The organism is Streptomyces sp. NPDC006259 (genome assembly GCF_042870975.1).
Taxonomy (GTDB): domain Bacteria; phylum Actinomycetota; class Actinomycetes; order Streptomycetales; family Streptomycetaceae; genus Streptomyces.
The window spans coordinates 477986-502123 of record NZ_JBIAHY010000001.1; the positions used below are offsets into that span (position 1 = coordinate 477986).

22 protein-coding genes and 2 pseudogenes are annotated in these 24138 nt (G+C 73.6%); 18 read left to right on the top strand and 6 right to left on the bottom strand.

Going from position 1 to position 24138, the window contains the following annotated elements; translation table 11 throughout:
* Positions 1–9: 9 nt before the first annotated feature.
* The 3 genes from ACFYO5_RS02135 to ACFYO5_RS02145 all read left to right on the top strand — a co-directional run bounded on the left by ACFYO5_RS02135 (position 10) and on the right by ACFYO5_RS02145 (position 2453).
* Complete coding sequence (locus ACFYO5_RS02135) at positions 10–267, top strand: hypothetical protein (protein ID WP_356559118.1); 258 nt, start codon at positions 10–12, stop codon at positions 265–267.
* A gap of 9 nt (positions 268–276) precedes the next feature.
* Positions 277–1608 carry a hypothetical protein gene (locus ACFYO5_RS02140; protein WP_388703143.1) on the top strand — a complete coding sequence of 444 codons (1332 nt, stop codon included), beginning with the start codon at positions 277–279 and terminating at the stop codon, positions 1606–1608.
* A 260-nt stretch (positions 1609–1868) separates the two neighbouring features.
* Complete coding sequence (locus ACFYO5_RS02145) at positions 1869–2453, top strand: hypothetical protein (RefSeq protein ID WP_388703146.1); 585 nt, start codon at positions 1869–1871, stop codon at positions 2451–2453.
* Between the two features lie 16 nt (positions 2454–2469).
* On the opposite strand, the gene ACFYO5_RS02150 is transcribed toward ACFYO5_RS02145, so the two are convergent.
* Complete coding sequence (locus ACFYO5_RS02150; RefSeq protein ID WP_356559124.1) at positions 2470–2742, bottom strand: hypothetical protein; 273 nt, start codon at positions 2740–2742, stop codon at positions 2470–2472.
* Between the two features lie 166 nt (positions 2743–2908).
* Here ACFYO5_RS02150 and ACFYO5_RS02155 point away from each other — a divergent pair, with 166 nt between their 5' ends.
* The 3 genes and pseudogenes from ACFYO5_RS02155 to ACFYO5_RS02165 all read left to right on the top strand — a co-directional run bounded on the left by ACFYO5_RS02155 (position 2909) and on the right by ACFYO5_RS02165 (position 6503).
* On the top strand, positions 2909–3430 hold the full coding sequence (locus tag ACFYO5_RS02155) for a DUF1269 domain-containing protein (RefSeq protein ID WP_356559126.1): 522 nt from the start codon (positions 2909–2911) through the stop codon (positions 3428–3430).
* Positions 3431–3451: 21 nt separating this feature from the next.
* Positions 3452–5188, top strand: coding sequence for a phosphotransferase (locus ACFYO5_RS02160; RefSeq protein WP_388703150.1), 1737 nt, complete (start codon positions 3452–3454; stop codon positions 5186–5188).
* Positions 5189–5320: 132 nt separating this feature from the next.
* Positions 5321–6503, top strand: a pseudogene (locus ACFYO5_RS02165) (winged helix DNA-binding domain-containing protein).
* A 282-nt stretch (positions 6504–6785) separates the two neighbouring features.
* Here the strand turns inward: ACFYO5_RS02165 and ACFYO5_RS02170 are convergent.
* Positions 6786–7073: a hypothetical protein gene (locus ACFYO5_RS02170; RefSeq protein WP_356559132.1), complete on the bottom strand. Its 288-nt coding sequence runs from the start codon at positions 7071–7073 to the stop codon at positions 6786–6788.
* Positions 7074–7213: 140 nt separating this feature from the next.
* Here ACFYO5_RS02170 and ACFYO5_RS02175 point away from each other — a divergent pair, with 140 nt between their 5' ends.
* The 3 genes from ACFYO5_RS02175 (at position 7214) to ACFYO5_RS02185 (ending at position 9423) form a co-directional block, all read left to right on the top strand.
* Complete coding sequence (locus ACFYO5_RS02175) at positions 7214–7573, top strand: ArsC/Spx/MgsR family protein (protein ID WP_388703153.1); 360 nt, start codon at positions 7214–7216, stop codon at positions 7571–7573.
* A 65-nt stretch (positions 7574–7638) separates the two neighbouring features.
* Positions 7639–8568 carry a hypothetical protein gene (locus ACFYO5_RS02180; RefSeq protein WP_388703156.1) on the top strand — a complete coding sequence of 310 codons (930 nt, stop codon included), beginning with the start codon at positions 7639–7641 and terminating at the stop codon, positions 8566–8568.
* Positions 8569–8700: 132 nt separating this feature from the next.
* Positions 8701–9423, top strand: coding sequence for a hypothetical protein (locus tag ACFYO5_RS02185; RefSeq protein ID WP_388703159.1), 723 nt, complete (start codon positions 8701–8703; stop codon positions 9421–9423).
* Positions 9424–9426: 3 nt separating this feature from the next.
* Here ACFYO5_RS02185 and ACFYO5_RS02190 read toward each other — a convergent pair whose 3' ends face one another.
* Complete coding sequence (locus tag ACFYO5_RS02190; RefSeq protein ID WP_388703162.1) at positions 9427–10317, bottom strand: alpha/beta fold hydrolase; 891 nt, start codon at positions 10315–10317, stop codon at positions 9427–9429.
* Positions 10318–10493: 176 nt separating this feature from the next.
* On the opposite strand from ACFYO5_RS02190, the gene ACFYO5_RS02195 reads away from it, so the two are divergent.
* The 7 genes and pseudogenes from ACFYO5_RS02195 to ACFYO5_RS02225 all read left to right on the top strand — a co-directional run bounded on the left by ACFYO5_RS02195 (position 10494) and on the right by ACFYO5_RS02225 (position 18446).
* Positions 10494–10922 (top strand): MarR family transcriptional regulator, encoded by a 429-nt coding sequence (locus tag ACFYO5_RS02195; RefSeq protein WP_388704696.1) that lies wholly within the window; start codon positions 10494–10496, stop codon positions 10920–10922.
* A 575-nt stretch (positions 10923–11497) separates the two neighbouring features.
* The gene (gene glnII, locus ACFYO5_RS02200) at positions 11498–12529 is read left to right on the top strand and encodes a glutamine synthetase (protein WP_388703165.1); all 1032 of its coding nucleotides are present in this window, start codon (positions 11498–11500) and stop codon (positions 12527–12529) included.
* A gap of 125 nt (positions 12530–12654) precedes the next feature.
* Complete coding sequence (locus ACFYO5_RS02205) at positions 12655–14457, top strand: HEAT repeat domain-containing protein (RefSeq protein WP_388703168.1); 1803 nt, start codon at positions 12655–12657, stop codon at positions 14455–14457.
* Positions 14458–14784: 327 nt separating this feature from the next.
* Positions 14785–15354, top strand: a complete 570-nt coding sequence (locus tag ACFYO5_RS02210) for a winged helix-turn-helix domain-containing protein (protein ID WP_388703170.1) — start codon at positions 14785–14787, stop codon at positions 15352–15354.
* A 60-nt stretch (positions 15355–15414) separates the two neighbouring features.
* Positions 15415–16416: an NAD-dependent epimerase/dehydratase family protein gene (locus tag ACFYO5_RS02215; RefSeq protein ID WP_388703173.1), complete on the top strand. Its 1002-nt coding sequence runs from the start codon at positions 15415–15417 to the stop codon at positions 16414–16416.
* A 158-nt stretch (positions 16417–16574) separates the two neighbouring features.
* Positions 16575–16709, top strand: a pseudogene (locus ACFYO5_RS02220) (DNA-binding response regulator); the annotation flags it as partial.
* Between the two features lie 171 nt (positions 16710–16880).
* Positions 16881–18446 carry a DUF1996 domain-containing protein gene (locus ACFYO5_RS02225; RefSeq protein ID WP_388703176.1) on the top strand — a complete coding sequence of 522 codons (1566 nt, stop codon included), beginning with the start codon at positions 16881–16883 and terminating at the stop codon, positions 18444–18446.
* A 114-nt stretch (positions 18447–18560) separates the two neighbouring features.
* On the opposite strand, the gene ACFYO5_RS02230 is transcribed toward ACFYO5_RS02225, so the two are convergent.
* Positions 18561–18998, bottom strand: a complete 438-nt coding sequence (locus ACFYO5_RS02230; RefSeq protein WP_356559150.1) for a hypothetical protein — start codon at positions 18996–18998, stop codon at positions 18561–18563.
* Between the two features lie 175 nt (positions 18999–19173).
* On the opposite strand from ACFYO5_RS02230, the gene ACFYO5_RS02235 reads away from it, so the two are divergent.
* Positions 19174–21096 carry a hypothetical protein gene (locus ACFYO5_RS02235; protein ID WP_388703178.1) on the top strand — a complete coding sequence of 641 codons (1923 nt, stop codon included), beginning with the start codon at positions 19174–19176 and terminating at the stop codon, positions 21094–21096.
* 213 nt (positions 21097–21309) lie between these two features.
* Positions 21310–21999: a TetR/AcrR family transcriptional regulator gene (locus ACFYO5_RS02240; protein ID WP_388703180.1), complete on the top strand. Its 690-nt coding sequence runs from the start codon at positions 21310–21312 to the stop codon at positions 21997–21999.
* A gap of 60 nt (positions 22000–22059) precedes the next feature.
* Here the strand turns inward: ACFYO5_RS02240 and ACFYO5_RS02245 are convergent, their stop codons facing one another.
* Positions 22060–22416: a 5-carboxymethyl-2-hydroxymuconate Delta-isomerase gene (locus ACFYO5_RS02245; RefSeq protein WP_388703182.1), complete on the bottom strand. Its 357-nt coding sequence runs from the start codon at positions 22414–22416 to the stop codon at positions 22060–22062.
* Between the two features lie 45 nt (positions 22417–22461).
* Positions 22462–24084, bottom strand: a complete 1623-nt coding sequence (locus ACFYO5_RS02250; RefSeq protein ID WP_388703185.1) for a SpoIIE family protein phosphatase — start codon at positions 24082–24084, stop codon at positions 22462–22464.
* Between the last annotated feature and the right edge of the window lie 54 nt (positions 24085–24138).

Genomic DNA, 24138 nt, shown 5'->3' on the forward strand with positions numbered 1-24138 from the left:
GAGACGGAGATGTCCCAACAGGACGACGCCGAGCGGGAGTTCGACATCAAGTGGGCCGACAGCGCGGAGCACAAGGAGCCCTCGGCTCGCGCCCGCATGCTGGCCGCCCGCTGGAAGGAGAACCCGCCCGAGCCGCAGCCCTTCCGGGCGGATCCCGGCCCGAGGACACCCCGCCGGTCGTCCTGGACGTCGACGGCCATCGTGCTGGGCTGCGTGGCCGCGGTGATCCTGCTGCTGGGGTACTCGCGCTTCCAGGCGCCGTACTAGGGCGGGCGCGTGCCCATCGACCGCACGCGGGGAGTGGCCGCCGCCCGACGGCTCGCGCAGGGTGCGGCGCTGTGGGAGGTCGTCGACGCCGGTGCTCCCGATTCCTGGACGCGGCTCGACGAGGGGGTGCGGTCTGACGAGTGGTTCTCTCCGGCCCGTGGCCTGCCCACCTGGCAGTGGGCGGACGGCGGGCGGGCGCTGGCCGCCGCCGTGCGGTCCGGCGAGGTCCTCACCGAGGCCCAGCTGGCCCTCGCCCTGTGCCACCGCGACGGCTGGATCCGCGAGGCCGCGTCGGCGCGGGTCGCGGACCGTCCCGCGCTGCTGCCGCTCCTGCTGCTGCGGTGTGCCGACTGGGCGGAGCCGGTACGGGTGTCGGCGCGCCGGTGGCTGGCCGAGCTGCTCGACGCCGAACGGGCGGTCGGCCTGCTTCCGCTGATCGTGCGGGTCGAGCGCCGGCAGCACGCAGACTTCGCCGCCCGGCTGGCCCGCGGACTGCTCCGCGGGGCCCCCGGTGAGCGGCTCGCTCCGCTGTACGGGAGCGCGGACCGCCTCACCCGCCGGTACGCGTACCGGATGGCCGTCGAGGAGGGGCTCCTCTCCCCTGCCGAGCTGGCGCGCGTCGCCGCCCGGGACGACGACGCCGTCGTGCGGAGCCTGTGCGCCGACGCCGCCCTGGCCGCCGTGCGGGAGAGCGGCGCCTATGACGACGTGCTCGGGCCGTTGCTCGCGGCGCGTGGTCCGTGGGTCCGCTCCGCCGGGGTCACCGCGCTGCGGCCGGCCGGGCGGCCGCAGGACGCCGTGGGTTTCCTTGCCGACCGGTCGGGGCTGGTGCGGGCCTGTGCGCGGTACGTGGTGCGGCAGGGCGGCGTCACTCCGCCGGCCTGGTACCGGGACCGGTGCGCCGATCCGGGTGACGCCGCGCTGCCGCCGGGTGCCGTGGCCGGGCTGGCGGAGTGCGGGGAGCGGGCGGACGCCGCCCTGTTGTGGCCCTTGCTGGAGCATCCCGTCGCGGGGGTCCGGGCGAAGGCGGTGGCCGGGCTGCGGGTGCTGGACGCGGCGGACGTACGGCGGTTGTGGCCGATGCTGGACGATCCGGCGGCGGGGGTGGTGCGGGAGGTGACCCTCGCGGTGCTGCCGTCGGCCGGGCTGATGCCCGGGGAGTGGCTCGTGGAGCGAGTCGGCGCGCGGTGGCCGGCCCATGTGCGGCGGGCCGCGTTGCGGCTGGCCCTGGAGCGGGACGATGACGTGAGGTGGCGTGCGCTGCTCGTGGTGCGGGACGACCCGGACGAGCGGCTCAGGGAGCGGGCCGAGCGGATCGGCGCCCTGTCGACGCGGCGCTGAGGGGGCGCCGGAGCCCGCCGGAAGCCTTTGCTCCGCCTGGGGCCGTTGCGGACCCGTTCATGGGAGAGGTGCGATGCACACTGGCGGTGGGGCGAGCGCCTGACGTGGGTGGTGGTGTGTATGCGGGGCCGGTTCCGGGGTGACCGGGGGCTGACCGTGCGGAGGACGGTCGCGCTCCTTCCGCTCGGGCTGCCGTACGTGGCGTTCGCGGCCTCGGCCGAACCGGGCCGGGCGGCCACTCCCGGGAAGGCGGGCTGACCATGGGGCTGCTGGACATCCTGCTCGGCCGGTCGAAGCCGGTCGCACCCGACCTCGACCGGTTGTTCGCGCTGCCGTCGGCGGCGCCGGCGCTGGAGGCGGGGGCCGGGTTCACGCCGACCGGGCTGGGCGCGGTGTGCTTCGCGACGGTCCAGGGGTCCGACTCCGAGCAGACGCACCGCGAGGTCCAGGCACTGCTGGACGCGGACACCGAGCGCACGGGCCCGCCGGTTCGGCTGCTGCCGGACCGCCACGGCTACTCCTGGCTGGTCTCCCACCGCGCCCCGGACCGGCTCCCGCTCCTGGTCGACGAGTTGCACGCGGTGAACAGCGCCATGGAGGTCAACGGCTTCGGCCCGCAGTTGCTGTGCTCGCTCGCGTGGTTCGAGGACCGGCGCGGTCGGCGGCTGGCGCTGGTGTACCTGTACAAGCGCGGCTCCTTCTACCCGTTCGCGCCGCTGCCCGGTGCGGGGCAGCGGCGCGACGACGCGCTGGAACTCCGGGTGCGGGCGGTCCTCGCGGACGACCTGCCGACCGAACCTGATGTCGGCCACTGGTCCCCGCTGTGGGGCGCCCCCGGCCTGTGAGCGGCCGGGGGGCTTCCTACTTGGTGCCGCGCTCGCGGGCGTAGCGGCGCTCCCACTTGGCCTGCTGGTCACGGCGTGTCCGGTAGGCCTTGTACGTCGTCGGCGCGGTCGCGGGAGCGGAGCCCTGCGCGGGGTCGGCGACCGGGCCGGACGCCGAGGGCGCCGACGACGAGCCGCGGCCGTGGCGCGCGTACAGGTAGAGGGCGGCGACGGCGGCGAGCCAGTAGAGGTGGTTGCCGAATCCCAGGATCACCAGGACGACGGTCCCGGAGAGAACGACGGTGCCCATGGTGTGCCTCCCTTCCTGGGCTGGGACGGACAGGTGTGCCGTGTGATGGGGGTGGGGGGTGGGGTGGCTTCACCAGGGTAGGGAGGCCGTCACTCAACGTGCACCTCCTTTTCCCGGCACCTAGAGTCGGCCATACAGTACATGTGCCATCAAAAGGGGTGCCCTGATGAGCAATCTCTTCGTCGTCGCCTACGACGACGTCGCCACCGCCAACCAGGTGCGCGACAAGCTGTTCGAGCTGTCCAAGCAGCATCTGGTCGAGCTGGAGGACGCGGTGGTCGTCGAGCGGCACGACGACGGCAGGATCAAGCTGCACCAGGCGGTGAACCACACGGCGGTCGGTGCGGCCGGCGGCGCCGTCTGGGGCGGGGTGATCGGACTGCTGTTCCTGGCCCCGTTGCTCGGAGCGGCGGTGGGCGCGGCGGCCGGCGCGGCCGGGGGCTCCTTCACCGACACGGGCATCAACGACGACTTCATGAAGGACCTCGGCCAGAACCTGCGGCCCGGTGCCGCGGCCCTCTTCGTCCTGGTCAAGCACGCGGCCGAGGACAAGGTGATCCCGCAGATCACCCCGTTCGGCGGGCAGTTGGTGCAGACCTCGCTGAGCCAGGCGGAGGAGGAGCACCTGCGGGAGGCGATCGCGGCGGCACGGGCGCCCGAGGCGGGGAGCGGGGCTCCGACGGCCTGAGAGCCGTGAGTGAATGGGGGGATGACCGCGTTGAATGGAGGGACCGCGTTCTCCGCCGTCCCCCAGGAACCCTTCCCGGAGGGGCCCGCTCCGCTGGAGCCCTTCCTGTACGAGCACGGCGGTGAGCGTCTCAGCGGTGTGTACGGCGACGGCGGCGGAGGCCCGACAGCGGCCACCGCCGTCGTCCTGCACGGTGCGGGCCGGAGCAGCAAGGAGCGACTGCTGCCGCTGCTCGGCGAGTTCACGGCGCACGGCTGCCACGCCCTCGCCCTGGACTTCTCCGGACACGGCGCAAGCAGCGGGACACTGCGGGAGTCGAGTCTGCGGCGCCGCTTCGAGCAGGCCGCGGCGGTGATCGACGCGTACGTGCCGCGGGAGGGACCGCTGGTGCTCGTGGGGTTCAGCATGAGCGGGCAGACGGTGGCGGATCTCACCGCCCACTACGGGGAGCGGGTCGCCGCCCTGGGCCTGTGCGCGCCCGCGGTGTACGCGGGCGAGGCGTGGGACGTGCCGTTCGGCAAGGGTGAGGGCCCCTCCCGCTCCGGCGCGGCCCGCGGCGCGGAAGGGCGGTTCAGCGCGATCATCCGGACGCCGGGGAGCTGGCGGGCGGCCCCGGCGCTCGACGTACTGCGGGGGTACGAGGGGCGGGCGGTGCTCGCCGTACCGGGGTCGGACTCGGTGATCCCGGCGGAGGTCACCGAGGCGGTACAGGACGCGCTGGCCGCCCGCGCCCAGTACACCCGCCTCGAACTGCCGGGGGCCGACCACCACTTGGGGGCGTGGCTGCGTGATCATCCCGCCGACCGACGGGCGTTCGTGGGGGCCGTCCTCACCGGCCTCGGCGAGGGCGGCTGGACGGCGACCCGCGCCTGGCTGGCCGAGCAGCTCCCCGAGGGCCGGAGGATCGTCGGCTCCCGTCCGTTGCGCGGCGGTTGGAGTGCGCAGATGCGCCGGCTCACCCTCGACGACGGCACCGACCTGGTGCTGCGGACGTTCGTGAAGCCGTTCTTCCGCCGTCACGCCCCGGGGCTGCTCGCACGGGAGGCGGGGGTGCTGGCCCTGCTCGCCGGGCAGGAGGGCATCCCCGCGGCGCGGCTTGTCGCCGTGGACCCGACGGGTGAACGGTGCGACCACCCGAGCCTGTTGATGTCGGCACTGCCCGGCCGGGTACGCGTCGACGAGGACGAAATGGAGCGTCGGCCGGACCTGCTCGCGGCTCAGCTGGTCCGTATCCACGCGGTCGTCCCCGGCGAACGTCCGCGCCCGTACCAGGCCTGGACGTCGCCGGAGCGGGTCCGCACCCCCGCTGGTGCGGTCTGGGCGCGCGCGGTGGACGTCATCCGCCGCGAACCCCCGCCCTACGAGGGGCGTTTCCTGCACCGGGACTTCCATCCCGGCAATGTGCTGTTCGACGACGGGGACGACGGACTGCGCGTCAGCGGGGTCGTCGACTGGGTCGAGACCTCGTGGGGCCCCGCCGACCTGGACGTGGCCCACTGCTCGACGGCGTTGGCCCTGCTGCACGGGCCCGCGTACGGCCTCGGCTTCCGGGAGCGCTACGAGGCGCACGGCGGTCACGGCCTCGCCGACGGCGCCGACCACCTGTACTGGCGACTGCTGGACGCCCTGGCCTACTCCCCCGACGCGGCGAAGCTGGCGGGGCCGTGGCGCGAGCTGGGCAGGACCGACCTGACACCCGACGTGCTGGGCGGGCGGCTGGAGGCGTATGTGGCGGGGCTGCTGGAGAGGTACGTGTGAGGGACGCCCTGTCCTGCCGATGACCACCCTTCGGATCTCCGGCACGGCGGTCGCCACCCCCGTCACCACCGCCGCGCCCAGGGGGTCGGGGAGGATGGCGGCAGGACTTCGGAGCGAGGGACGGAGAGCGGCGTGGGCGACGGGGTGCGGTACATCGACGGGGCGGAGCGGCGGGCCCGGCTGGCCCAGCGGCACCGGCTGACGCCGGCGGTCCGGGCCCGGACGCCGGAAGAGGTGGCCGACGCGCTCGTCGCCCTGCACGGGAGCGACCCGGCGACGGTGTATCTGGCGGTCGGAGCACGGCTCGCGGACGCGTCGAGGACGGTGCCGGAGACGGACCGGGCGCTGTACGGAGACCGGACGCTGGTACGGATGCACGGCATGCGGCACACGGTGTTCGTGTTCCCGACCGCGTGCACGGCCGTCGTGCACGCCTCGACCGGTCTCACCGTCGCCGCACGGGAGCGGGCTGCCCTGCTGAAGGACATGGCCAAGGCCGGGGCGCCGGACGCGGCCTGGCTGAAGGAGGTCGAGGAGTCTACGCTGGCCGCGCTCCGACGGCTGGGTCAGGCGACGGCCACGGAGCTGACGCACGAGGAGCCGCGGCTGCGGCAGCGGTTCGTGTACGCGGCCGGCAAGAGCTACGAGGGAGTCCACTCCGTCTCCACCCGGCTGCTGAAGGTGCTGGGCGTCGAGGGCAAGGTGGTGCGGGGCCGTCCGCTGGGCTCCTGGACGTCGTCGCAGTTCCGCTGGGCGCCGGCCCCCGCTCATCCCGAACTGGACGCGGCCGTGGCCCAGGCCGAACTGCTGCGCCGCTGGCTCACCGCGTGCGGGCCGGCCACCGAGGCCGACCTGAAGTGGTGGACGGGGTGGCGGGTGACGGAGGTTCGGCGGGCGCTGGCGGCGATCGGGGCGCGGACGGTGTCGCTGGACGAGGGCACGGGGTACGTCGTCCAGGACGACGTACCCCGTCGCCGCGCCGCCGGAGCCGTGGGCGGCACTGCTTCCGGCCCTCGATCCCACGACGATGGGATGGCAGGCGCGGGACTGGTATCTCGCGCCGGAACTGCGGCCCACCCTCGTCGACAGGAGCGGGAACGTGGGGCCGACGGTGTGGTGGGACGGGCGGATCGTCGGGACGTGGGCGCAGCGGGCGGACGGCGCGGTCGTGTGGCGGGTGCTGGACCGGGCGGGCGTGGGGCGGGAGGCGGAGGCCCTGATCTCGGAGGAGGCGGAGCGGTTGCGGGGCTGGTTGGGGAAGACGCGGGTGACGCCGCGGTTCCGGACCGCCGGGGAGAAGGAGTTGGGAGGGTGAAGGTGGCGAGACCGTGAGTGTGGGGGGGGGTGCGGGGCGGGTCCGTGCGGGGTGGGTGCGGAACGGGTTGCGCGGGAACGGGGATGTGCGGGTGGTGAGGTGAACGTGGCGTGAGCGGCGGGCCGGGGTGGTGGCTCGACCCGGGCCCTCGCCGACACGGCCCGCGGGCCCGCTACTCGGTGGTGGAGCCCCGGGGAGGGACGGCGGCGGTGGGGCCCCGAGGAGGGACGGCGCACCGGGGCGCCGGGTGCCGTGCGCAGGGAACGGCACCCGGCCCCGGACTCACCTGCTGTAGCGCATGAGCGCCCGCACCATGTGGCACGTCGTGTCCGACGGCGGGTGCACGCCGATCAGTTCGGCCGTGCTGCGGATCTTCTCGTTGCGGGCCTGGTTGGGCAGGTAGACGCCCAGATCGAGGAGGGCTATCGCGAGGCGCATGGCCTTGAGGCGGCGGTTGTGCGTGACGTACCAGTCGCGGGGCCGTCCGGGCGGCAGTGGACGCTTCGCCACGGGCAGGTAGGGCAGGTCGAGTTGGACGGGTCGCTTCGTCTTGAGTGCGGCAGCGGGCACAGGATCCTCCTGTCGCGGTAAGGGCACCGCCGGCACCTCCGGCGGAACCCTCGAACACTGCTTCTATTCTACTGCTCCCCACTGACAATCGCCCCTGGCCAGAAGGGCTTTCAGGGCCTTTTCGAGCTACCGTGACCCGCATGGAGATCTGGATCAACCCCGCCTGTTCCAAGTGCCGCAGCGCCCTCACCCTTCTCGACGCCGAGGGCGCCGACTACACCGTTCGCCGCTACCTGGAGGACGTGCCCGGCGAGGACGAGATCAGCGCCGTACTCGAACGTCTCGGGCTGGAGCCGTGGGACATCACGCGCACCCAGGAGGCCGAGGCCAAGGAGCTGGGGCTGAAGGAGTGGCCGCGGGACGCCGCCGCGCGCGGACGCTGGATCGCGGCGCTCGCCGAACATCCCCGGCTGATCCAGCGCCCGATCATCACCGCCGAGGACGGCACGGCGGTCGTGGCCCGCACGGACGACGCCGTACGGGACGCTCTGTCCCGTTAGTCCCGCGGTGAACGCTTCGTCCGGCCACGGGAGTTGGAGCGGTGACGCTGCTACCCTCCGCCGCCATGACCCACGGTGATCAAGGATCCGCGTACGGACCGCCCGACCCGTACGCCCGGTTCACGGCCGAGCAGGACCGGATCGCGCGGGGCCGGATCGAGCAGGACCGGATCGCGCAGGAGCGGATCAAAGAGGACCGGATCCAAGGGGAACGGGTGGGAGAGGAACGGATCGCGCGGGATCGCATACGCCGGCGTCGGCGCGACCGGCGGGTCGCGGCCGCCGGGACCGGTGCCGTCCTGGCCGCGGTCGTCGCGGCCGGTGTCGTCACGGCCGCCGACGGGGGCGGGGACGGTCCGGCGGCCGCGCACCCGGCGGCCACCGCCACCGCCACCCCGAGCGGATCGGGCCCGGGGGTCCCCTCCGTCGACGCACCCCTCCTCTCCGAGGCCCCGGGCGCCCTACCCTCACTGCTCGCCCGGCCGGCCATCCGACCGGAGCAGGCCTTCCCGGCGAAGAGCGTCCGCGTCGGGGACGGCTCGCGGTACACCCGCGTCACCCTCGGCACCACCACCGACTGCGCCCGCGGCACGTCGGCGGAGCTGGCCGAGCTGATCGAACAGGGCGAGGAATGCTCCCGGTCGACGGCGGCGCTGTTCACGGACGCCGACCGGCGCTCGCAGATCACGCTGACCGTGCTGAGTTTCGCGCGCGTCGAGGACGCCTCACGGGTGTTCAGGACGGTTTCCACGAACCCCGTGGCCTACCAGGTGGTCTCGCTCGATCCGCCGCCCGAGGCCGGCCTGCCGACCGTGCCGCCGGGCTCGTCCGGGGTGTTCCGGCGGACGATGACCGTCCGTTCGGTGCTGTTCGCCAACGGCCGGTGGGGCGACGGCTCGGAGACCGGTGAGGCCGAACTCACCGCACAGACCGAGGGACTGCTCCGCCACGCGCACGAGACGGTGGTGGCGTACGAGGACGCGACGGGCGGCTGAGCGCGTGGTGGACCGGGGCGGAGACGCACTTGTGACGCACGCCACTTCTCTTGACCCCGGTCATCGCTGAGCAGCTTCGTTCGGTATCTCGTACATAGCGACGTACGCTCCCCTACCTCTCAGGAGACGCGGATGTCACGCAGGAGAACTCTCGGCACGAAGAAGAAGATCGCGCTGCTGGTGGGCGCCGCGACGGTGGCGGGAGGCGGCGCCTTCGTCATGGCGGCCACCTCCAACGCCGCGCAGGGCCCGCAGACGGCCGCCGAGTCGACCGTCTGCCAAGGGCTCGCCACCGCCCTCGGCAACAATCAGCGGTTCATCGAGGACCAGCGGGCGAACCCGGACGCGCAGTCCGCGGCCCGGATCACCAACCGTGAAGCGGTGGTCGAACAGATCAAGGTGCAGCAGAAGGCGTCGGGTTGCGTCGTTGGGGAGTCGGCTCAGGGCTCCCAGGCGACACAGCCGGCGCAGAACGGCCAGCAGGGCGGCCAGCAGGGCGGGCAACAGGGCGGGCAGGGCGGTGGACAGCAGGCCACGCAGCCCGCGCAGCCGCCGCAGAGCGCCCCGGCCGGCAACCCCGGGAACGCGGGCAGTGGTGCCGCCTCCGGTCAGCAGGTCTGCAACGGCTCGACCGTCACCCTCTCCGGCGAGGCGGGTGCCCCGGCCGCGTCCAGCAACCAGTTCCCGGCGGGGACGAGGCTGAGGGTGACCAACCTCGACAACAACAAGTCCACGACCGTCGAGGTGACCTCGGTCTCCGGCAGTTGCGCGCTGCTGAACAACGCGGCTTTCGAACAGGTCCGTGAGCCCGGCAAGTTCCTCATCCGCCGGGCCCTGATCGAGAAGGTGGGGTGACGCTCAGCGGAGGAACTCCGTGAGGCGGCGGCCCAGTTCACAGGGCGCGGCGGGCGGCAGCGCGTGGTGGGAGACGTCCGGCAGGACGACGGTCTCCACACGCGGCAGCAGCTCGCGCGCCCGGGCCGCCACCTCGTACGTGACGGGGGTCCCCGCGCTCGAGCGGAGCCGGGAGTGCGGCAGGGCCCTGCCGTTCGCGGCCACGAACAGCAGGACCGGCACGTCCAGGCCCCGCAGTCGTGCCGGGGACGGACGGGGCCCGGTGACCGGCTTGGCGGCCGGGAATCCGGCGGCCGCCTCCTGGAGGCGCAGCCAGTCGGGGTCGAGGGCGGCTCCCCCGGTCTCCCACGCCAGGAAGGCGCGCACCCGGCGCGGGGTGGGCCGCAGCAGCACCGGCAGCGCGTGGAGCAGGTACGTCGCCCTGTACCCGGCGAAGCACTGGGTCGGGTCGAGGAGGAACAGGCGGCGTACCCGTCCGGGCGCGCGGCGCAGGGCGTGGTGCAGGGCGATCCAGGCGCCGTACGAATGTCCGCCCACGGACACCTCGTCGACGCCCAGGCCGTCGAGCACCGCGTCCAGCCAGACGACCAGGTCGTCGACCGTGCGCGGGGCCGGCCCGCCGTCCGTGCCACTGAGACCGGCGGCGCCGGGCAGGTCGACGGCGAGGACACGCCGCTCCCGGCCCAGTCGCGCCGCCTGCGCGTACCAGGACGCCGAGGTGGCGCCCCCGCCGCCGGGCAGGAGCACCAGCGGGGGCGCGCCGCGCGGGCCGCAGGCGTTGACGTGCGCCGGCCCGAACGGGGTGGGGACGGTCACCGTCTCGCGGTCGGCGGGCCATTTGGCCAGGACCTTGCCGTAGGCCGCGCGGAAGGCGTCGTGGTCGTACGTGCGCATCGAGCCCCCTATCATCTCGCTCAGCGAGATATCCGATGAGCGAGATGATAACCCGGAGGCCCCGCATGACCAACGAAGGCCCGGCGAGCGCGAGTTCGGCCGACGACCCGTCGGCAGCCGATGCCCGCGCCACCGACACCCCGCGGGGTGACACCTCGGCGGGCGGCGCCCCGGAAATGGAGATCGTCCATCTGCTGCGCGCGGTGACGGTCGAACTCGGCCTGCACAGTGCCCGGTTCGCACACCGCAACGACATGCACCCGACCGACGTACGGGCGCTGATCGCCCTGATGGACGGCCGGCGGGCGGGCGAGGAGACGACCGCGGGCCGGCTGGGCGCGGCGCTCGGCCTGAACTCGGCCGGTACGACCTCCGTGATCGACCGGCTGGAACGCGCCGGGCATGTGCGGCGGACGCGCGGCCGGGCGGACCGACGGCAGGTGGTCGTCGAGGTGGAGGAGCGGGCCGTGGTGCTCGGCCAGGCCTTCTTCGGCCCGCTCATCGGACGCGCGGTGGAACTGCTGGCGGGCTACGACGAACGGGAGCTGGCGGCGATCCGCGGCTTCCTGTCCGGCGTCCGGGAGGCGACGGCCGGGGCGGGCTGACGTCCCGCACCCGACCACCCGGGGCGGGCTGACGGAAGGAACCCGACCGACCGGGGCCAACGACGGCCGGAACCCGACCGACCGGGGGGCGGACTGACGGCTCGAACCGACCGACCGGGGGACGGACGGCCAAAACCCGACCCACCGGGGGGACGGACCGACGGCTCGAACCGACCGACCGGAGCGGACCGACGGGAACGGCCGACCGCAGCGGACCGACGCGGACGGCCCGAGCACCCGCGTCCCGGAGACGTACGGGAGGCCGCGGCAGGGGGCCGACCACCGGCATGCCCGAAGTCGCGCCGTTCATTCCCCTCGCATACGAGTCCCGGCGCCGCCCCGCGCCCGCCCGCGTACGCCCACGTCCGCGGGCGCGAACGGCGGCTCCCGGCCGGGCCGCCGCCCTCACACCGTGAGACGCACCACACCACCACCAGGTAACACGGGGTTCACATTCGAGCAATGACCGGGAAATCGCCTGTTGACAGGCTGCCGGGCATCGAGAGCGGCGTCCCAGTGCCGCAGCGCCGCAGCACCCGCAAGTGCGTCTGACCCACCCCCGAAGGAAGTGGCCCGTGACCTTCAAGGCTGAGTACATCTGGATCGACGGCACCCAGCCGACGGCCAAGCTCCGTTCCAAGACCAGGATCATCACGGGCGCGCCCGAGGGTCTCGACGCGCTGCCGATCTGGGGTTTCGACGGGTCGTCCACGAACCAGGCCGAGGGCCACGCCTCGGACCGTGTCCTCAAGCCGGTCTTCACCTGCCCCGACCCGATCCGCGGCGGCGACGACATCCTCGTGCTGTGCGAGGTCCTCAACATCGACATGACGCCGCACGAGTCCAACACCCGTGCCGCGCTGGCCGAGGTCGCCGAGAGGTTCGGCGCGCAGGAGCCGATCTTCGGCATCGAGCAGGAGTACACCTTCTTCCAGGACGGTTACCCGCTCGGCTTCCCCAAGGGCGGCTTCCCGGCTCCGCAGGGCGGCTACTACTGCGGTGTCGGCGCCGACGAGATCTTCGGCCGTGACGTCGTCGAGGCGCACCTGGACAACTGCCTGAAGGCAGGTCTGGGCATCTCCGGCATCAACGCCGAGGTCATGCCCGGCCAGTGGGAGTTCCAGGTCGGCCCGCTCGCCCCGCTGGAGGTCTCCGACCAGCTGTGGGTGGCCCGCTGGCTGCTGTACCGCACCGCCGAGGACTTCGACATCGCCGCCACCCTCGACCCGAAGCCGGTCAAGGGTGACTGGAACGGCGCCGGTGCGCACACCAACTTCTCCACCAGGGCGATGCGCGAGACGTACGAGGCGATCATCACCGCCTGCGAGTCGCTCGGTGAGGGCTCCAAGCCGCTCGAGCACGTCAAGAACTACGGCGCCGGCATCGACGACCGCCTGACCGGTCTGCATGAGACCGCCCCGTGGAACGAGTACTCCTACGGCGTCTCCAACCGTGGTGCCTCGGTCCGCATCCCGTGGCAGGTCGAGAAGGACGGCAAGGGGTACATCGAGGACCGCCGCCCGAACGCCAACGTGGACCCGTACCTGGTGACCCGTCTGATCGTGGACACCTGCTGCTCCGCGCTGGAGAAGGCCGGCCAGGTCTGATCCCGCCTTCCCCGGAACCGGCCCCGGATCCGATCCCGGATCCGATCCCGGATCCGACCCGGAGCCCTCCCGGAAGGGGCGCCCGCCGACTCGGCGGGCGCCCCTTCTGCGTATCGTGCGCTGCCATGGGGATCGTCGGCGTGGAACAGGCGAAGGCGTACGGCTCGGCGGGGGACCTGCCGGGACTGCTGCGGGCGATGGAGTCCACGGACCCCGACGTCCGCGAGGAGGCCATGCAGTGGCTGGGCTCCGCGACCTACCACGACGACGGCCTCGCCCTGTCGATCACGGGCGCGGTGCCGCGGCTGGCGCGGCTCGTCCTCGGGGGGCCCGGCCACCGGGTGGACCTGCTGCGGCTGCTCGCCGGCCTGGCGCGGAGATCCGACTGGCCCGACGCGGCGCAGCCGGCCCGGCGGGCGGTGGCGGACGCCCTGCCGCCGCTGCTGCCCCTGGCCCACGACGCCGACACGGACGTACGGGACGCGACGGTGCTGCTGATCGGCGCGAGCGGCCGACGGGACACCCTGCCGCTGCTGTGGACCCGGCTGGAACGGGAGACCGACCCGCTGGTGCGCGCCCACCTGGTGACCGCGCTCGGGCTGCTCGAACCGGGCGACGGCGCATGGCGGCACGGCCTGCTCACCGACCCCGAGCCGCGCGTCGCGCTCGCCGCCGCCGAGGACCTGCTGCGCACCGCCGGAGTGCCGCTGCCCGCACCCCTGGTCGACCGCTGCGCGCGGGCCTTCACGGCCGACCCCCACGAGCCGGACGGCACCCTGTGGCCCGCGCCGCACACGGTGTTCACCGAACGGCTCCTGGACGACGCCGAGGCCGCCCTGCGCGCCCTCGCCGGGGGTGTGCCGATCGCCTACGAGATCACCGGGCGCTGGCGGGACCGCGAGGCGGACGTGCTGCCCTGGGCGCTGGCCGAGACGGGCGCGCACGAGAACTGGGGACTGGACCAGCTGGCGCAGCTGACCTGCGCGCTGCCGGTGGCCCTGCACGCGCGCGTGCGGGACCACGTGCTGCCCCAGCTCGCGTCCGGGGACCCGCGGATCCGGGCGGCGGCCGTCGCCGTGCTGGCCCGAGCGCGTGCGCCCAGGGCGGTCGAGGAAGCGGTACGGCTCGTCGAGGAGCTGCCCGGCCGGTACGACACCGCCCGCGCCGCCAGGGCGGTGGCCGACGAGTTCGGAGCGGCGGCGGTGCCCGTGGCGCGGGCGGTCGCGCGGCGGCTCCGGGACGGACACCCGCATCTGGTCGAGGTACTGGCCCGGTTCCCGGAGCCGGCGGTGGCGGCCGTCGACGACCTCGTCGCACTGCTCGCCCGCACGGGGACGGGATACCCGCCGGTCGTGGTCGCCCTGTTCGACCGGCTCGGGCCCGCCGCCGCCGGCGACGCGGCCGAGCGGGCGCTGATGGCCTGCGTGACCGAACGCGCCCACTCCTCGGTCTCGGCGGTCGCCGGGGTGGCGTACCACCGGGTCACGGGGGACCCCGGACCCGCGCTGTCCTTCTTCCGGGAGGAGATGACCGCTTTCCACCCGTCCCTGACGATGGAGTGGGCGAGCCGCCTCGGTCCCGCGGCCGCGCCCCTGCTGCCGTTCATCGAGCCGTCCCTCACCCGGGACGGCACGGCCTCCGCCGCGCTGGCCGTCTGGCGCATCACCGGCCGCACCGAGGACACCCTGGAGCCGCTGGCCCGGGAGGCGATGAGGTGGCAGAGGATCTACGACGGCCTGACCCACCCGGTGTCCACGCTCACCGAGATGGGGCTCCTTCCCCGCTTCGCCGTGGAACCGCTGCGCCGTGGCGCCGCGTCACGCCGTCGCGTCGTCCACGACTTCATGACCGGGCCGGAACCGCACGCCGACGACGTCTCGCGGACCGCCGTCCGGAGGCTGTTGGACACCGCCCGCATCGTGGACTGACGTTCTTTTCACGCCAGGGACACGTCCGTGAGACGTCCAAGCAGTGAGAGGAGTCTCCTGTCCGGGGCGGGTGTCTGCTTCAATGGGCCCATGGCCAGCTTTCCGAACCACTCCGCGACGGGTCGCCACGACCTCGAGCCGTTCTGGCCTTCCCGTCAGCACCACGACTTCGACCGGGTGTGTTGCCGCGCGACGAACGCGCCGGCCCTCTAAAGCCGTACCCCGGTCTTCGGCCGGCGCGACCGACGTACGTCCCCCGACGAGCCCGACCACGAATCGCGGCCGTCGCCTCCTGACGAACCTCTCGCGCGAAAGAGCTGACCTCTCATGGCGACCACTCGTTCCCTCCCCCACGCCTCCACCCTTCCCGCCCCGGCCCGGCACCGTCTCCGCGCGGTGGACCGGGACGAGGTCGTGGACGTCACGGACTTCCTGCCGCCGGGCGCCACCTGGCTGCCCGCTCCTCCGCACACCCTGCCCACCCTGCCGGGCCAGCCGCCGATGATCGGCTACCTGGTGCTGGTCCCGGCCGACCAGCAGCCGCCGTTCCCGCCGGTGGCGGTGCCCGACCGGCCGGTGGACGACGCGGCCCCGGCCGCCGGCGACGCGCTGGTGCGGATCGACCCCGTACAGCGCACCGCGTGGGTGAGCGGGCACGAACTGGAGCTGACCTACCTGGAGTTCGAGCTGCTCGCGCATCTCGTCGCGCATCCGAACCGGGTGCACACCCGCGACCAGCTGGTCACCACCGTGTGGGGCTACGGGCATGTGGGCGACGGCCGCACCGTCGACGTCCACATCGCCCGGCTGCGCCGCAAGCTGGGGGCGGAGCACCGCCGGGCGATCCAGACGGTGCGCCGGGTGGGCTACAAGTACACGCCGCCGACCGGCCGCTGATCATCTGCCGAAAGCAGAGCGCTGTTCCCTCCCCCCGGCGGAGCGGGCAGAGTCACCGGCATGAGACTTCTGGTGCTGGGTGGTACGGAGTTCGTCGGACGGGCCGTCGTCGAGGCGGCCCTCGGACGCGGCTGGGAGGTGACCGTCTTCAACCGGGGACGGCACCCGTCCGTCCCCGGTGCGCGGACCCTGGTCGGCGACCGGACCGCGCCGGGCGGTCTGGACGCGCTGAAGGACGGCGAGTGGGACGCCGTCGTCGACACCTGGTCGGCGGCGCCCCGCGCGGTGCACGAGGCGGCGCGGCTGCTGCGGGGCCGGGCCGGGCGGTACGTGTACGTGTCGAGCTGCTCGGTGTACACCTGGGCCCCGCCCGCCGGGTACGCCGAGGACGCGCCGCTGGTCGAGGGCGCCGAGCCCGGTGCGGGGCAGACCGACTACGCCCGCGACAAGCGGGGCGGTGAGCTGGCCGCCGTCGACGCGTTCGGGGCGCAGGACTCCCTGCTGGTGCGGGCCGGGCTGATCCTCGGCCCGTACGAGAACGTGGGCCGGCTGCCCTGGTGGCTGGCCCGGATCGCCCGCGGCGGCCCGGTCCTGGCGCCGGGACCGCGCGAGCTGCCCCTTCAGTACGTCGATGTCCGCGATCTCGCCGCGTGGATCCTCGGGGCGGTGGAGCAGGGGCTCAGCGGGCCGTTCAACCTGATGAGCCCTCAGGGACACGCCACCATGGGCGCGTTGCTGGAGGCGTGTGTACGGGTCACCGGCGGTCCGGCCGAGCTGCGCTGGACGGCGCCGGAGACCGTCCTCGACGCGGGCATCGAGCCGTGGACGCACCTGCCCGTGTGGGTGCCGCCGGGCAGCGACATGCACGACGCCCTGCACTCGGCGGACGTGTCACGGGCGGTGGCCACCGGACTGACCTGCCGGCCGGTCGGGGAGACCGTCGCCGACACCTGGCGGTGGCTCCAGGAGATCGGCGGGGAGGCGCCCCGGCGCCCGGACCGGCCGCGGAATGGTCTGGACCCGGAGCTGGAGGCGAAGGTGCTGGGGGCGGGTACGCAGTAGCGGTCCGGCTGCCCGCGGCGGGAACACCCTCCGGGGGCAGGTGTACGTGACACCACCCCCCGACCCGGGGGGGCCGACCCAGCGCCCCGGGTCCGCCGGTCGGCCAGGCTGACGGCATGAACACCAACACGCGCGGCGACGGCGGTTCGAGGGCTCGGGGGAAGATGGTCGTCACCGAGCGGGCCGCGGCGAAGCACACCGCCGACATCTTCATCAAGCCGGGCCTCGAGGTGGCGGACGACGACAACCGGCGGGTGCCGGCCGTGCCGGCCTATCTGGACGGAGACCGGTGAACACCCCAACCCGGTTGTGGCGTGCGGTTGTTGCGGGGGAATTGTCCCACGGACCTCTCATCAATTCCTGGGACGGCTGAACACCTCGGGGGCGGCGTGCGTATGGGTAGGCGCCGCTTCACTCCTGTCGGGCGCCTCGATGCTGCCCCGCAAGGAAGTCAGAGGAGTTCCATGGGACGCAACACACGTAAACGCCGTTCGTCGATGGCCAACAAGGCCATAGCCGCGTCGGCGGCCCTAGCGCTCGGTGGGGGCGGGCTGATCTGGGCGAACTTCTACGCTTCGGCGCACGAGTCGAAGAACTCGTCGCAGAACCAGACCAAGGCCGCTGCCGCGCAGGTGGCCACCATCTCCTGCCCCGATGTGGGGCAGAAGCTGACGAACGTGCCCAGCGGGGCACGCTCAGGGGTCGACAGGGAGCTGGCGAACCTCGACAAGCAGATCACCGAGGCCTACGCCCGGCTCGCCTCCACGCGTCAGGCACAGACCAATGACACCGGATTCGTCCAGAACGCGATCGTCGGTCCGCTCAAGGAAAAGCGGGCGGCCACGATCGACCGGATCCGCATCAACATCCAGCGCGCGGGCGGCCAGGTCCAGGACCTGAGCGGGCTCGCCGCCTGCGCCACCCAGGGCGCGCAGACCAATGCGGGAGGGGCCGGCGGTCAGCAGAACGGCGGCCAGCAGAACGGCGGCGGCCAGCAGAACGGCGGTCAGCAGAACGGCGGCGGCCAGAACAACGGTGGCCAGCAGAACGGCGGCCAGAACAACGGCGGCCAGCAGGGCAACGGCGGTCAGGGCGGCAACGGCCCGGTGGCGGCGGACTTCGTCGACATCACCAAGGTCCAGCAGAACGCCCAGCTCGGTGTGGGTGCCAACGGTCTCGCCGCCAACGGCAACGGCGGATCACGCGGCACCTTCACCAGCGTCTGCGGCACCAACGGCAACGACAACCACAACACGGACAACGTGATCGTGGCCCCCGGTGTCACCAACGGCGCGCACCACCTGCACGACTACGTCGGCAACCAGAACAACGACGCGTTCGCCAGCGACCAGGAACTGGCGGCGGCCCAGACCAGCTGCCAGAACCAGGGCGACAAGTCGTCGTACTTCTGGCCGGTGCTGCGCCTCCAGAACGGCGCGCAGGACTTCGACCAGAACAAGGACGGCGGTGGCAAGGAGGGCAACGTCGGCAAGATCCTCCAGCCGGCCCAGGCCCAGTTGAAGTTCGTCGGCAACAAGCGGGGCAAGGTCGTCGCGATGCCGACGGCGCTGCGCATCATCACCGGTGACGCCAAGGCCTTCGTCAACGGTGTCGGCAACGCCAACGTCAACTGGAGCTGCACCGGCTTCGAGAACAAGGTGCAGCTGGAGGACAAGTACCCGATCTGCCCGCAGGGCAGCCAGGTCGTCCGGACGACCAACTTCCAGAGCTGCTGGGACGGTCAGAACATCGACAGCGCCAACCACCGCACCCACGTGGCGTTCGTCCAGGCCAACGGTGCCTGTGCCAACGGGTTCAAGGCGATCCCGCAGCTCCAGGTCCGTCTGGTCTACAACGTCCCGGCGCCCAAGCTGCAGAACGGCACGGTGGTGAACCCGTACGCGGTCGACTCCTTCCCGGAGAACCTGCACAAGCCGATCACCGACCACAACGACTTCATCAACTTCTTCTCCCAGAACACGATGAACAAGATGGTCAACTGCATCAACACCGGCAAGAAGTGCAAGTAGGTGTCGGTCTGACCGCACCCTGACGGACGCACGCCGAAGGACGCACACGGAAGGCCGGCGGTGAGGACTCCTCACCGCCGGCCTTCGCGCTGTTCGCGTCCGGTGGACGCGGTCTCAGTGTCCCGAATGCGTCGCACCCTCCGACGCCTCGTGCGCGGAGTGGTCCGTGCCCTCCTCGATGTCACCGCCGAGCGTCTTGCGCAGCGCCGTCACGGTGCTGGTCTCCTCGCCCACGGCCACCCACTTGCGGCCGACCAGGTAGTGACCGCCGTAGTCCTTGGCACCGTTGATCCACTCGCGCTGGCCGCGGTCGGTCGCGAAGGTCAGCAGGATGAACTTGCCGTCGGCGTTCTTGCAGAGCGCCTGCCTCAGTTCGTCGGCGTCGGTCTGCATGTCGGGCGTGCACCGCGCCTCGGCGGCCAGGTGCTCCAGGCTGCCGGTCGCGGTCACCGGCACGCCGCTCCCCCCGTCCCCGTCGGAACCACAGCCCGTCAGCACCAGCGCTGCCGCCGCCGCGGCAGCCGCCGCGAGCATCGGTCGGGTCACCTTCATCTGTTCCTCCCTGCGAGAGCCTCGATCTGGATACGGCTCCCGCGCGCGGTCCGCTCAACATACCCGCGCCCCGGTCCGGGCCCGCCGTGCGCCGCCGCGCGGAGAGGCCTGCGCGGAACCCGCCGGCCGGCCCGCCCGGCGGTGACCATCGTTCGGCTCGCTCGTTCTGCTGGACGTGCAGTCACAGGATGTCGCCCCGCGCCCCGCACCCGGTTCCCCCGCCGACCGGATCGTCGACGTCGAGCAGGCCGAGGCCGCGCTCGTCGAGCACTACCCACGCCTGGTCCGGCTCGCCTATCTGGTGCTGCCACCCGGCCATGGCCGCGGCCGGCGCGTCCTCGGCGCGCACGCCCTCGTCCAGCGCGCCCTGCCCCGCCGCCGCACCTCGGCCCCCGCCATCCCGTCCCAGTCCGCCGCCCGGGACGGCGACCCCGGCTACGCCTACATCCGCCTGGCGGTGCTCCGTACGGCGCTGGAAGCCGGCCTGCCCCTGAGGCGCCGGAGCCGGCCCCGGCGCGTCCCACTGCCGCCGCTGCTGCCGCAGGTGTGGGGGCTGCGCCTCTTCCCGCGCTCCGGCGGGGCCGACGAACTCGCCCTGGACCAGCGGCTCTCCGCGCTGTCGGGCCCGGCCCGCGCCGCCTACGTCCTGCGCGGCCTGGAGAAGCTCCCCGACGGCGATGTGCGCGAGGTGCTGACCGAGGCCGGCGTCGACGACGTGGACGCCGCCCTCCGCGAGGCCGACACCGTCGCCGCGCAGTACGCGCTGCTCGACTCGCCCGAGTTCGACCCCTGTTCGCTCCAGGCCCGCCCCACCGACCTGATGCGGCGGCGCCAGCACACCAAGGCGGCGGTCGCCGCCGTCGCCGCGCTCGCCGTGTGCGGTGCCCTGGTCGCGCTGCCGGGCGACGGCTGGGGTCCCGACGGCGCGGCCGCCCCGGTGTACGCGCAGAACCCGGCGGCCCAGGCCGCCCTGGACCCCGGTCGGCTGGTGAGGATCTCCCCCACCGCGTGGAAGACCTCCGCGCGCACCGACTTCTCGGTCTGGCCCGCGCGCGGCGACCGCACGGGCGACGACGCGCTGCTGCGCCGCGCCCTCGCCGTCTGGGCCCGTCCCGGCGAGCAGGTCCGCGTCTCGTCGACGCCCGGCACCGCGTCCGGCGGCCCCGCCGGTCCGCCCCAGCTGCTGTACGCGGGCGATGTCGACGCGGCCCGCGTGGTGATCCTGTACGACGGCCTGCGCATCGCCCGCTACGCCGAGCCGAAGGACGGCACGGCGGGGGCGGCGCTGGACTTCGCCCGGGTGGACGGCGCGACCGGCGCGGAGGCGGCGGCGGTGGTACTGGGCCGGGCCGACGGCAACGTCCGCTACCTCACGGCCCCCTGGGTGTCGAAGGCGGCCGAGCGGGACCTGTCGAAGCCGGGCGCGGGAGTGATGGACCTGACGCTGACCGGCGGCATCACCTCGCCGTTGTCCAGCCCGGCCACCCATGCCGGCCCCTGCACCACGTGGAACGTGCTCCAGGTGACCGACGCCTCCGGGTCGTACCTGCTGAGCGATCTCGGTGAGCTGGTGCCCGCCCGGCTGACCGCGGGCCGGCCCACCGCGCCGAAGGAGGCGACGGGCGCGGAGGCGCTGCGCGCCTGGGCGCCGTTCGCCTGCTCGCTGGGCGAGGCGCGCGCGCAGGGCGTGCGGTCGGTCAACGCCTGGGCGTACGCGCGTCAGCCGCTGCCCGACGCGGGCGGGCAGGCGGCGTGGGTGTGCACGCGCGCCGACACCTGGCGGGGTGCCGGGAGCCGGGTGCTGGCCCAGTTCCGCACGCCGGGCGGGCTGTTCGGGGCGGTCACGGCGCAGGCCGGGGACGTTCCGGCCTGCGGTCCGCGTGACCCGCACGTGCTGGCCGGGGTCCTGTGGAAGTCGGAGGCGGGCAGCTGGTACCTCCTCGCAGCCGGTGACAAGGACACCGAGTCGGTGCGGACGACGGGCGGGGTGAGCGGGGCCGGGGAGGGCAACCTGTTGGCCGTACCGGCGAAGCAGGGGGCGCGGGCGGGGCTGGAGGGGACGCTGGAGGACGGGCGCTCGATCCACGGGCTGGGCTGAGGGGTCGCTCCGGATGGGGAGGTCGACCCGTGCGCGGGGACTCGCCCCGGTGGTCGCTCCGCGTCTCGGTGAACGCGGAGCGTGGCGGCTCGATGCTGTTCCGTGAGTCGCGGGTGCGCAGTGGGTGTCCTGCGCTCGGCAGGGGGCAGTCCGTACGAACACCGTGGCCGGTCCGTTCCGTTCGCGTCCGGATTCGATCGGTAAGGTGTTCGTATGACTACCGGGGTTCGCCGCAGAATGGGCGTGGAGGAGCGGCGGCAGCAGCTGATCGGCGTCGCTCTCGAACTGTTCGCCCGCCGTTCCCCCGACGAGGTCTCCATCGACGAGATAGCAGCGGCCGCGGGGATCTCGCGGCCGCTCGTCTACCACTACTTCCCCGGCAAACTCAGCTTGTACGAGGCGGCGTTGAAGCGGGCCTCGGAGGATCTGGCGAGCCGGTTCACCGAGCCGCACGAGGGGCCGCTGGGGGCCCGGCTGCTGCGGGTGATGCGCCGGTACTTCGACTTCGTCGACGCGCACGGGCCCGGGTTCTCGGCGCTGATGCGCGGCGGCCCGGCGGTCGGCTCCTCCACCACGAACGCGCTCATCGACTCCGTGCGCCAGGCCGCCTACGAGCAGATCCTGTCGCATCTGGAGGTCGCCGAGGCTCCCGCGCGCCTCGAACTGGTCGTCCGCTCCTGGATCTCCCTCGCCGAGTCGACCGCGTTGATCTGGCTGGACGGGCGGCGCATCCCGCGCGAGGAGCTGGAGGTCAAACTCGTGCGCGACTTCGCCGCCCTCACCGCCGTCACCGCCGCCTACGACGAGGAACTGCGCGACCTGCTGCGGCCGGTCCTGGGCGGGGAACCGGCCGACGGGCCGTTCGGTGACCTGCTGACCCGGCTGATCGCGCTGGCGTCGTAGGACGGGTCGGGCGGGCCGCCCCGTCCCCGTACGCGCCGTACGACGGGTCGGGCGGGCCGCCTACTCCTCGTACTTGCGGTACGACGGGTCGAGGTCGCGTACCTCGGCCGAGGTGTGCAGGGCCAGTTCCGCCGCCGGCTTCACGTGCTGCCGGAGCAGTTCCAGGGCCGTTTCGGTGAGCTTGGCCTTGGTCTCCTCGGTGCGGCCGGCCAGCAGGGCGATGTGGACGTGCACGAGGGCGTGGCCCTCGGTGTCGGGGCCGACGATGGCGTCCTCGGTGCGGCGGAACCGCGTCTTGCAGGCCGGTGGCTTGGCGGCCGCGATCTCGACCACGGCCCGGTGCAGCGCGGTGGCGAAGCCGGGCCGGTCGAAGTCGTCGGCGAGCCGGTCGGAGTAGTCGACGGTGATCTGCGGCATGGGCACCCCTTCTGGACGGCCCGGTGGTGGGCGACGGAGGTCAGCCTATTGCGCGAGCCGCAGGGCCAGCATGGCGATGTCGTCCTCGCGTTCGTGGCCGAAGCAGTCGAGCAGGGTGTCGCACAGGGCGTCCAGGCCGGGCAGCGCTCCGGTGGCGGCGGCGCGCAGGTGTTCCATCGACACGGCGAGATCGGTGCCCCTGGTCTCGATCAGGCCGTCGGTGACCATCAGAAGCCGGTCGGTGGGGTCGAGGACCATGTCGGTGGGCGGCGGGTGGGGCACGCCCAGGCCGAGGAGCGGGCCGGCGGCCTTGGCGTAGTCGGCGCCCTTGCCGTCGCGGATGATCAGCGGGGGTATGTGGCCGGCGTTGGCGATGCGGATCCGGCCGGTGCCGGGGTCGATCCCCACCAGGCAGAGGGTGGCGGTGACCCCCGGGTGGTAGTGGCGGAGCATCCGGTCCAGACGTTCGGCGAGCACGGCCGGGTCGCTCTCCTCGACGCAGTGGGCGCGCAGCGCGTGCCGGATCTCGACCATGACGGTGGCCGCCTCCAGTGAGTGCCCGACCACGTCGCCGACCGCGGCCAGATGCCCCTCGGGGGTGCGCAGGGCGGCGTAGAAGTCGCCGCCGATCTCGGCGTCCCGGGACGCGGGGACATAGCGGACGGCGACCTCGACGCCCGGCAGTTCGGGCAACCGGTGCGGCTGGGGCAGGAAGCTGTGCTGGAGGGTGAGGGCGACGTGCCGCTCGACCTGGTACATGAGCAGCGGTTCGGCGGCGAGGACGGTGGCCTGGGCGAGCCGGGCCACCAGGGCCTCCTTCTCCGGGTCGACGCGCCGTACCCCTCGGGTGGAAGTGGCCAGGCACACCGCGGCCCGGCCGTCGCCGGTGGGGATCAGCGCGAGGCGGGCGTCGTGCTCCGCACCGGGCCGGAAGAATCCGGCGGGCCACTGGGGGGCGGGCACCGTGGTGATCCGCACCCCGGTCTGTCCGCGGGTGAGCCGGCGGAGCAGGGCGGCCACGGCGCGGTGGGCGCCGGTGTCGGGCGGCGCGAGCGCGGTGCGGTCGCGGGAGGTGCCGCGGTACAGCTCGTCGTCGGGGCCGAGGACGAAGACGGCGGCGGGGCCCTCGGTGAGGCGGGCGGTGCCGTCGGCGGCGGCTTCGGCGAGTTCCTGCGGGGAGCGGGCCGCCTGGACGGCGACGATCGTCTCCGACAGCAGGGTGAGCCGGCGGGCCAGGCCCTGGTCGTCGACGCGCAGCCGGGCGGCGCGCACGGCGGCGCGGACGACGGCGTCGACCTCCCCCGGCTGGGCGGGCATCACCAGATGGGCCTCGGCGCCCGCGTCCAGCCCGTGGCGGCGGTCCGCCGGGGCGAGAGGGGCGGCCGAGAAGTGCACCACGGGCAGGCCGGCCAGGTACGGGCGGGCCTTGATCCGGCGGCACAGGTCGAAGCCGCTCATGTCGGGCAGGTCCACGTCGACGAGGGCCACGTCGGGCAGGGTGCCCTGGCGCAGCCGTGCGTCGAGTTCGGCGAGGGCCGCGCGGCCGGTGGCGGCCGAGACGACCTGGCGGCCGGCCCGGCGCAGCAGGGTGGCCATGGCGAACCGGCCGGCCGTGGAGTCGTCCACGACCAGCACGGTCACCTCGGTCCGCCTGTCCTTGAGATCCATCGCGTCGGCTCCCGGACACACCGGTGGAGCGGACCCGGTTCGAGGTCCGCTCCA

Coding starts and splice junctions, on each gene's coding strand:
- ACFYO5_RS02185 (WP_388703159.1), top strand. CDS start 8,701: ATGTCACGCAGGAGAACTCTCGGCACGAAGAAGAAGATCGCGCTGCTG.
- ACFYO5_RS02160 (WP_388703150.1), top strand. CDS start 3,452: ATGACCGCGTTGAATGGAGGGACCGCGTTCTCCGCCGTCCCCCAGGAA.
- ACFYO5_RS02250 (WP_388703185.1), bottom strand. CDS start 24,084: ATGGATCTCAAGGACAGGCGGACCGAGGTGACCGTGCTGGTCGTGGAC.
- ACFYO5_RS02240 (WP_388703180.1), top strand. CDS start 21,310: ATGACTACCGGGGTTCGCCGCAGAATGGGCGTGGAGGAGCGGCGGCAG.
- ACFYO5_RS02135 (WP_356559118.1), top strand. CDS start 10: ATGTCCCAACAGGACGACGCCGAGCGGGAGTTCGACATCAAGTGGGCC.
- ACFYO5_RS02225 (WP_388703176.1), top strand. CDS start 16,881: ATGGGACGCAACACACGTAAACGCCGTTCGTCGATGGCCAACAAGGCC.
- ACFYO5_RS02245 (WP_388703182.1), bottom strand. CDS start 22,416: ATGCCGCAGATCACCGTCGACTACTCCGACCGGCTCGCCGACGACTTC.
- ACFYO5_RS02210 (WP_388703170.1), top strand. CDS start 14,785: ATGGCGACCACTCGTTCCCTCCCCCACGCCTCCACCCTTCCCGCCCCG.
- ACFYO5_RS02150 (WP_356559124.1), bottom strand. CDS start 2,742: ATGGGCACCGTCGTTCTCTCCGGGACCGTCGTCCTGGTGATCCTGGGA.
- ACFYO5_RS02205 (WP_388703168.1), top strand. CDS start 12,655: ATGGGGATCGTCGGCGTGGAACAGGCGAAGGCGTACGGCTCGGCGGGG.
- ACFYO5_RS02230 (WP_356559150.1), bottom strand. CDS start 18,998: ATGAAGGTGACCCGACCGATGCTCGCGGCGGCTGCCGCGGCGGCGGCA.
- ACFYO5_RS02190 (WP_388703162.1), bottom strand. CDS start 10,317: ATGCGCACGTACGACCACGACGCCTTCCGCGCGGCCTACGGCAAGGTC.
- ACFYO5_RS02180 (WP_388703156.1), top strand. CDS start 7,639: ATGACCCACGGTGATCAAGGATCCGCGTACGGACCGCCCGACCCGTAC.
- ACFYO5_RS02155 (WP_356559126.1), top strand. CDS start 2,909: ATGAGCAATCTCTTCGTCGTCGCCTACGACGACGTCGCCACCGCCAAC.
- ACFYO5_RS02145 (WP_388703146.1), top strand. CDS start 1,869: ATGGGGCTGCTGGACATCCTGCTCGGCCGGTCGAAGCCGGTCGCACCC.
- ACFYO5_RS02175 (WP_388703153.1), top strand. CDS start 7,214: ATGGAGATCTGGATCAACCCCGCCTGTTCCAAGTGCCGCAGCGCCCTC.
- ACFYO5_RS02195 (WP_388704696.1), top strand. CDS start 10,494: ATGGAGATCGTCCATCTGCTGCGCGCGGTGACGGTCGAACTCGGCCTG.
- ACFYO5_RS02215 (WP_388703173.1), top strand. CDS start 15,415: ATGAGACTTCTGGTGCTGGGTGGTACGGAGTTCGTCGGACGGGCCGTC.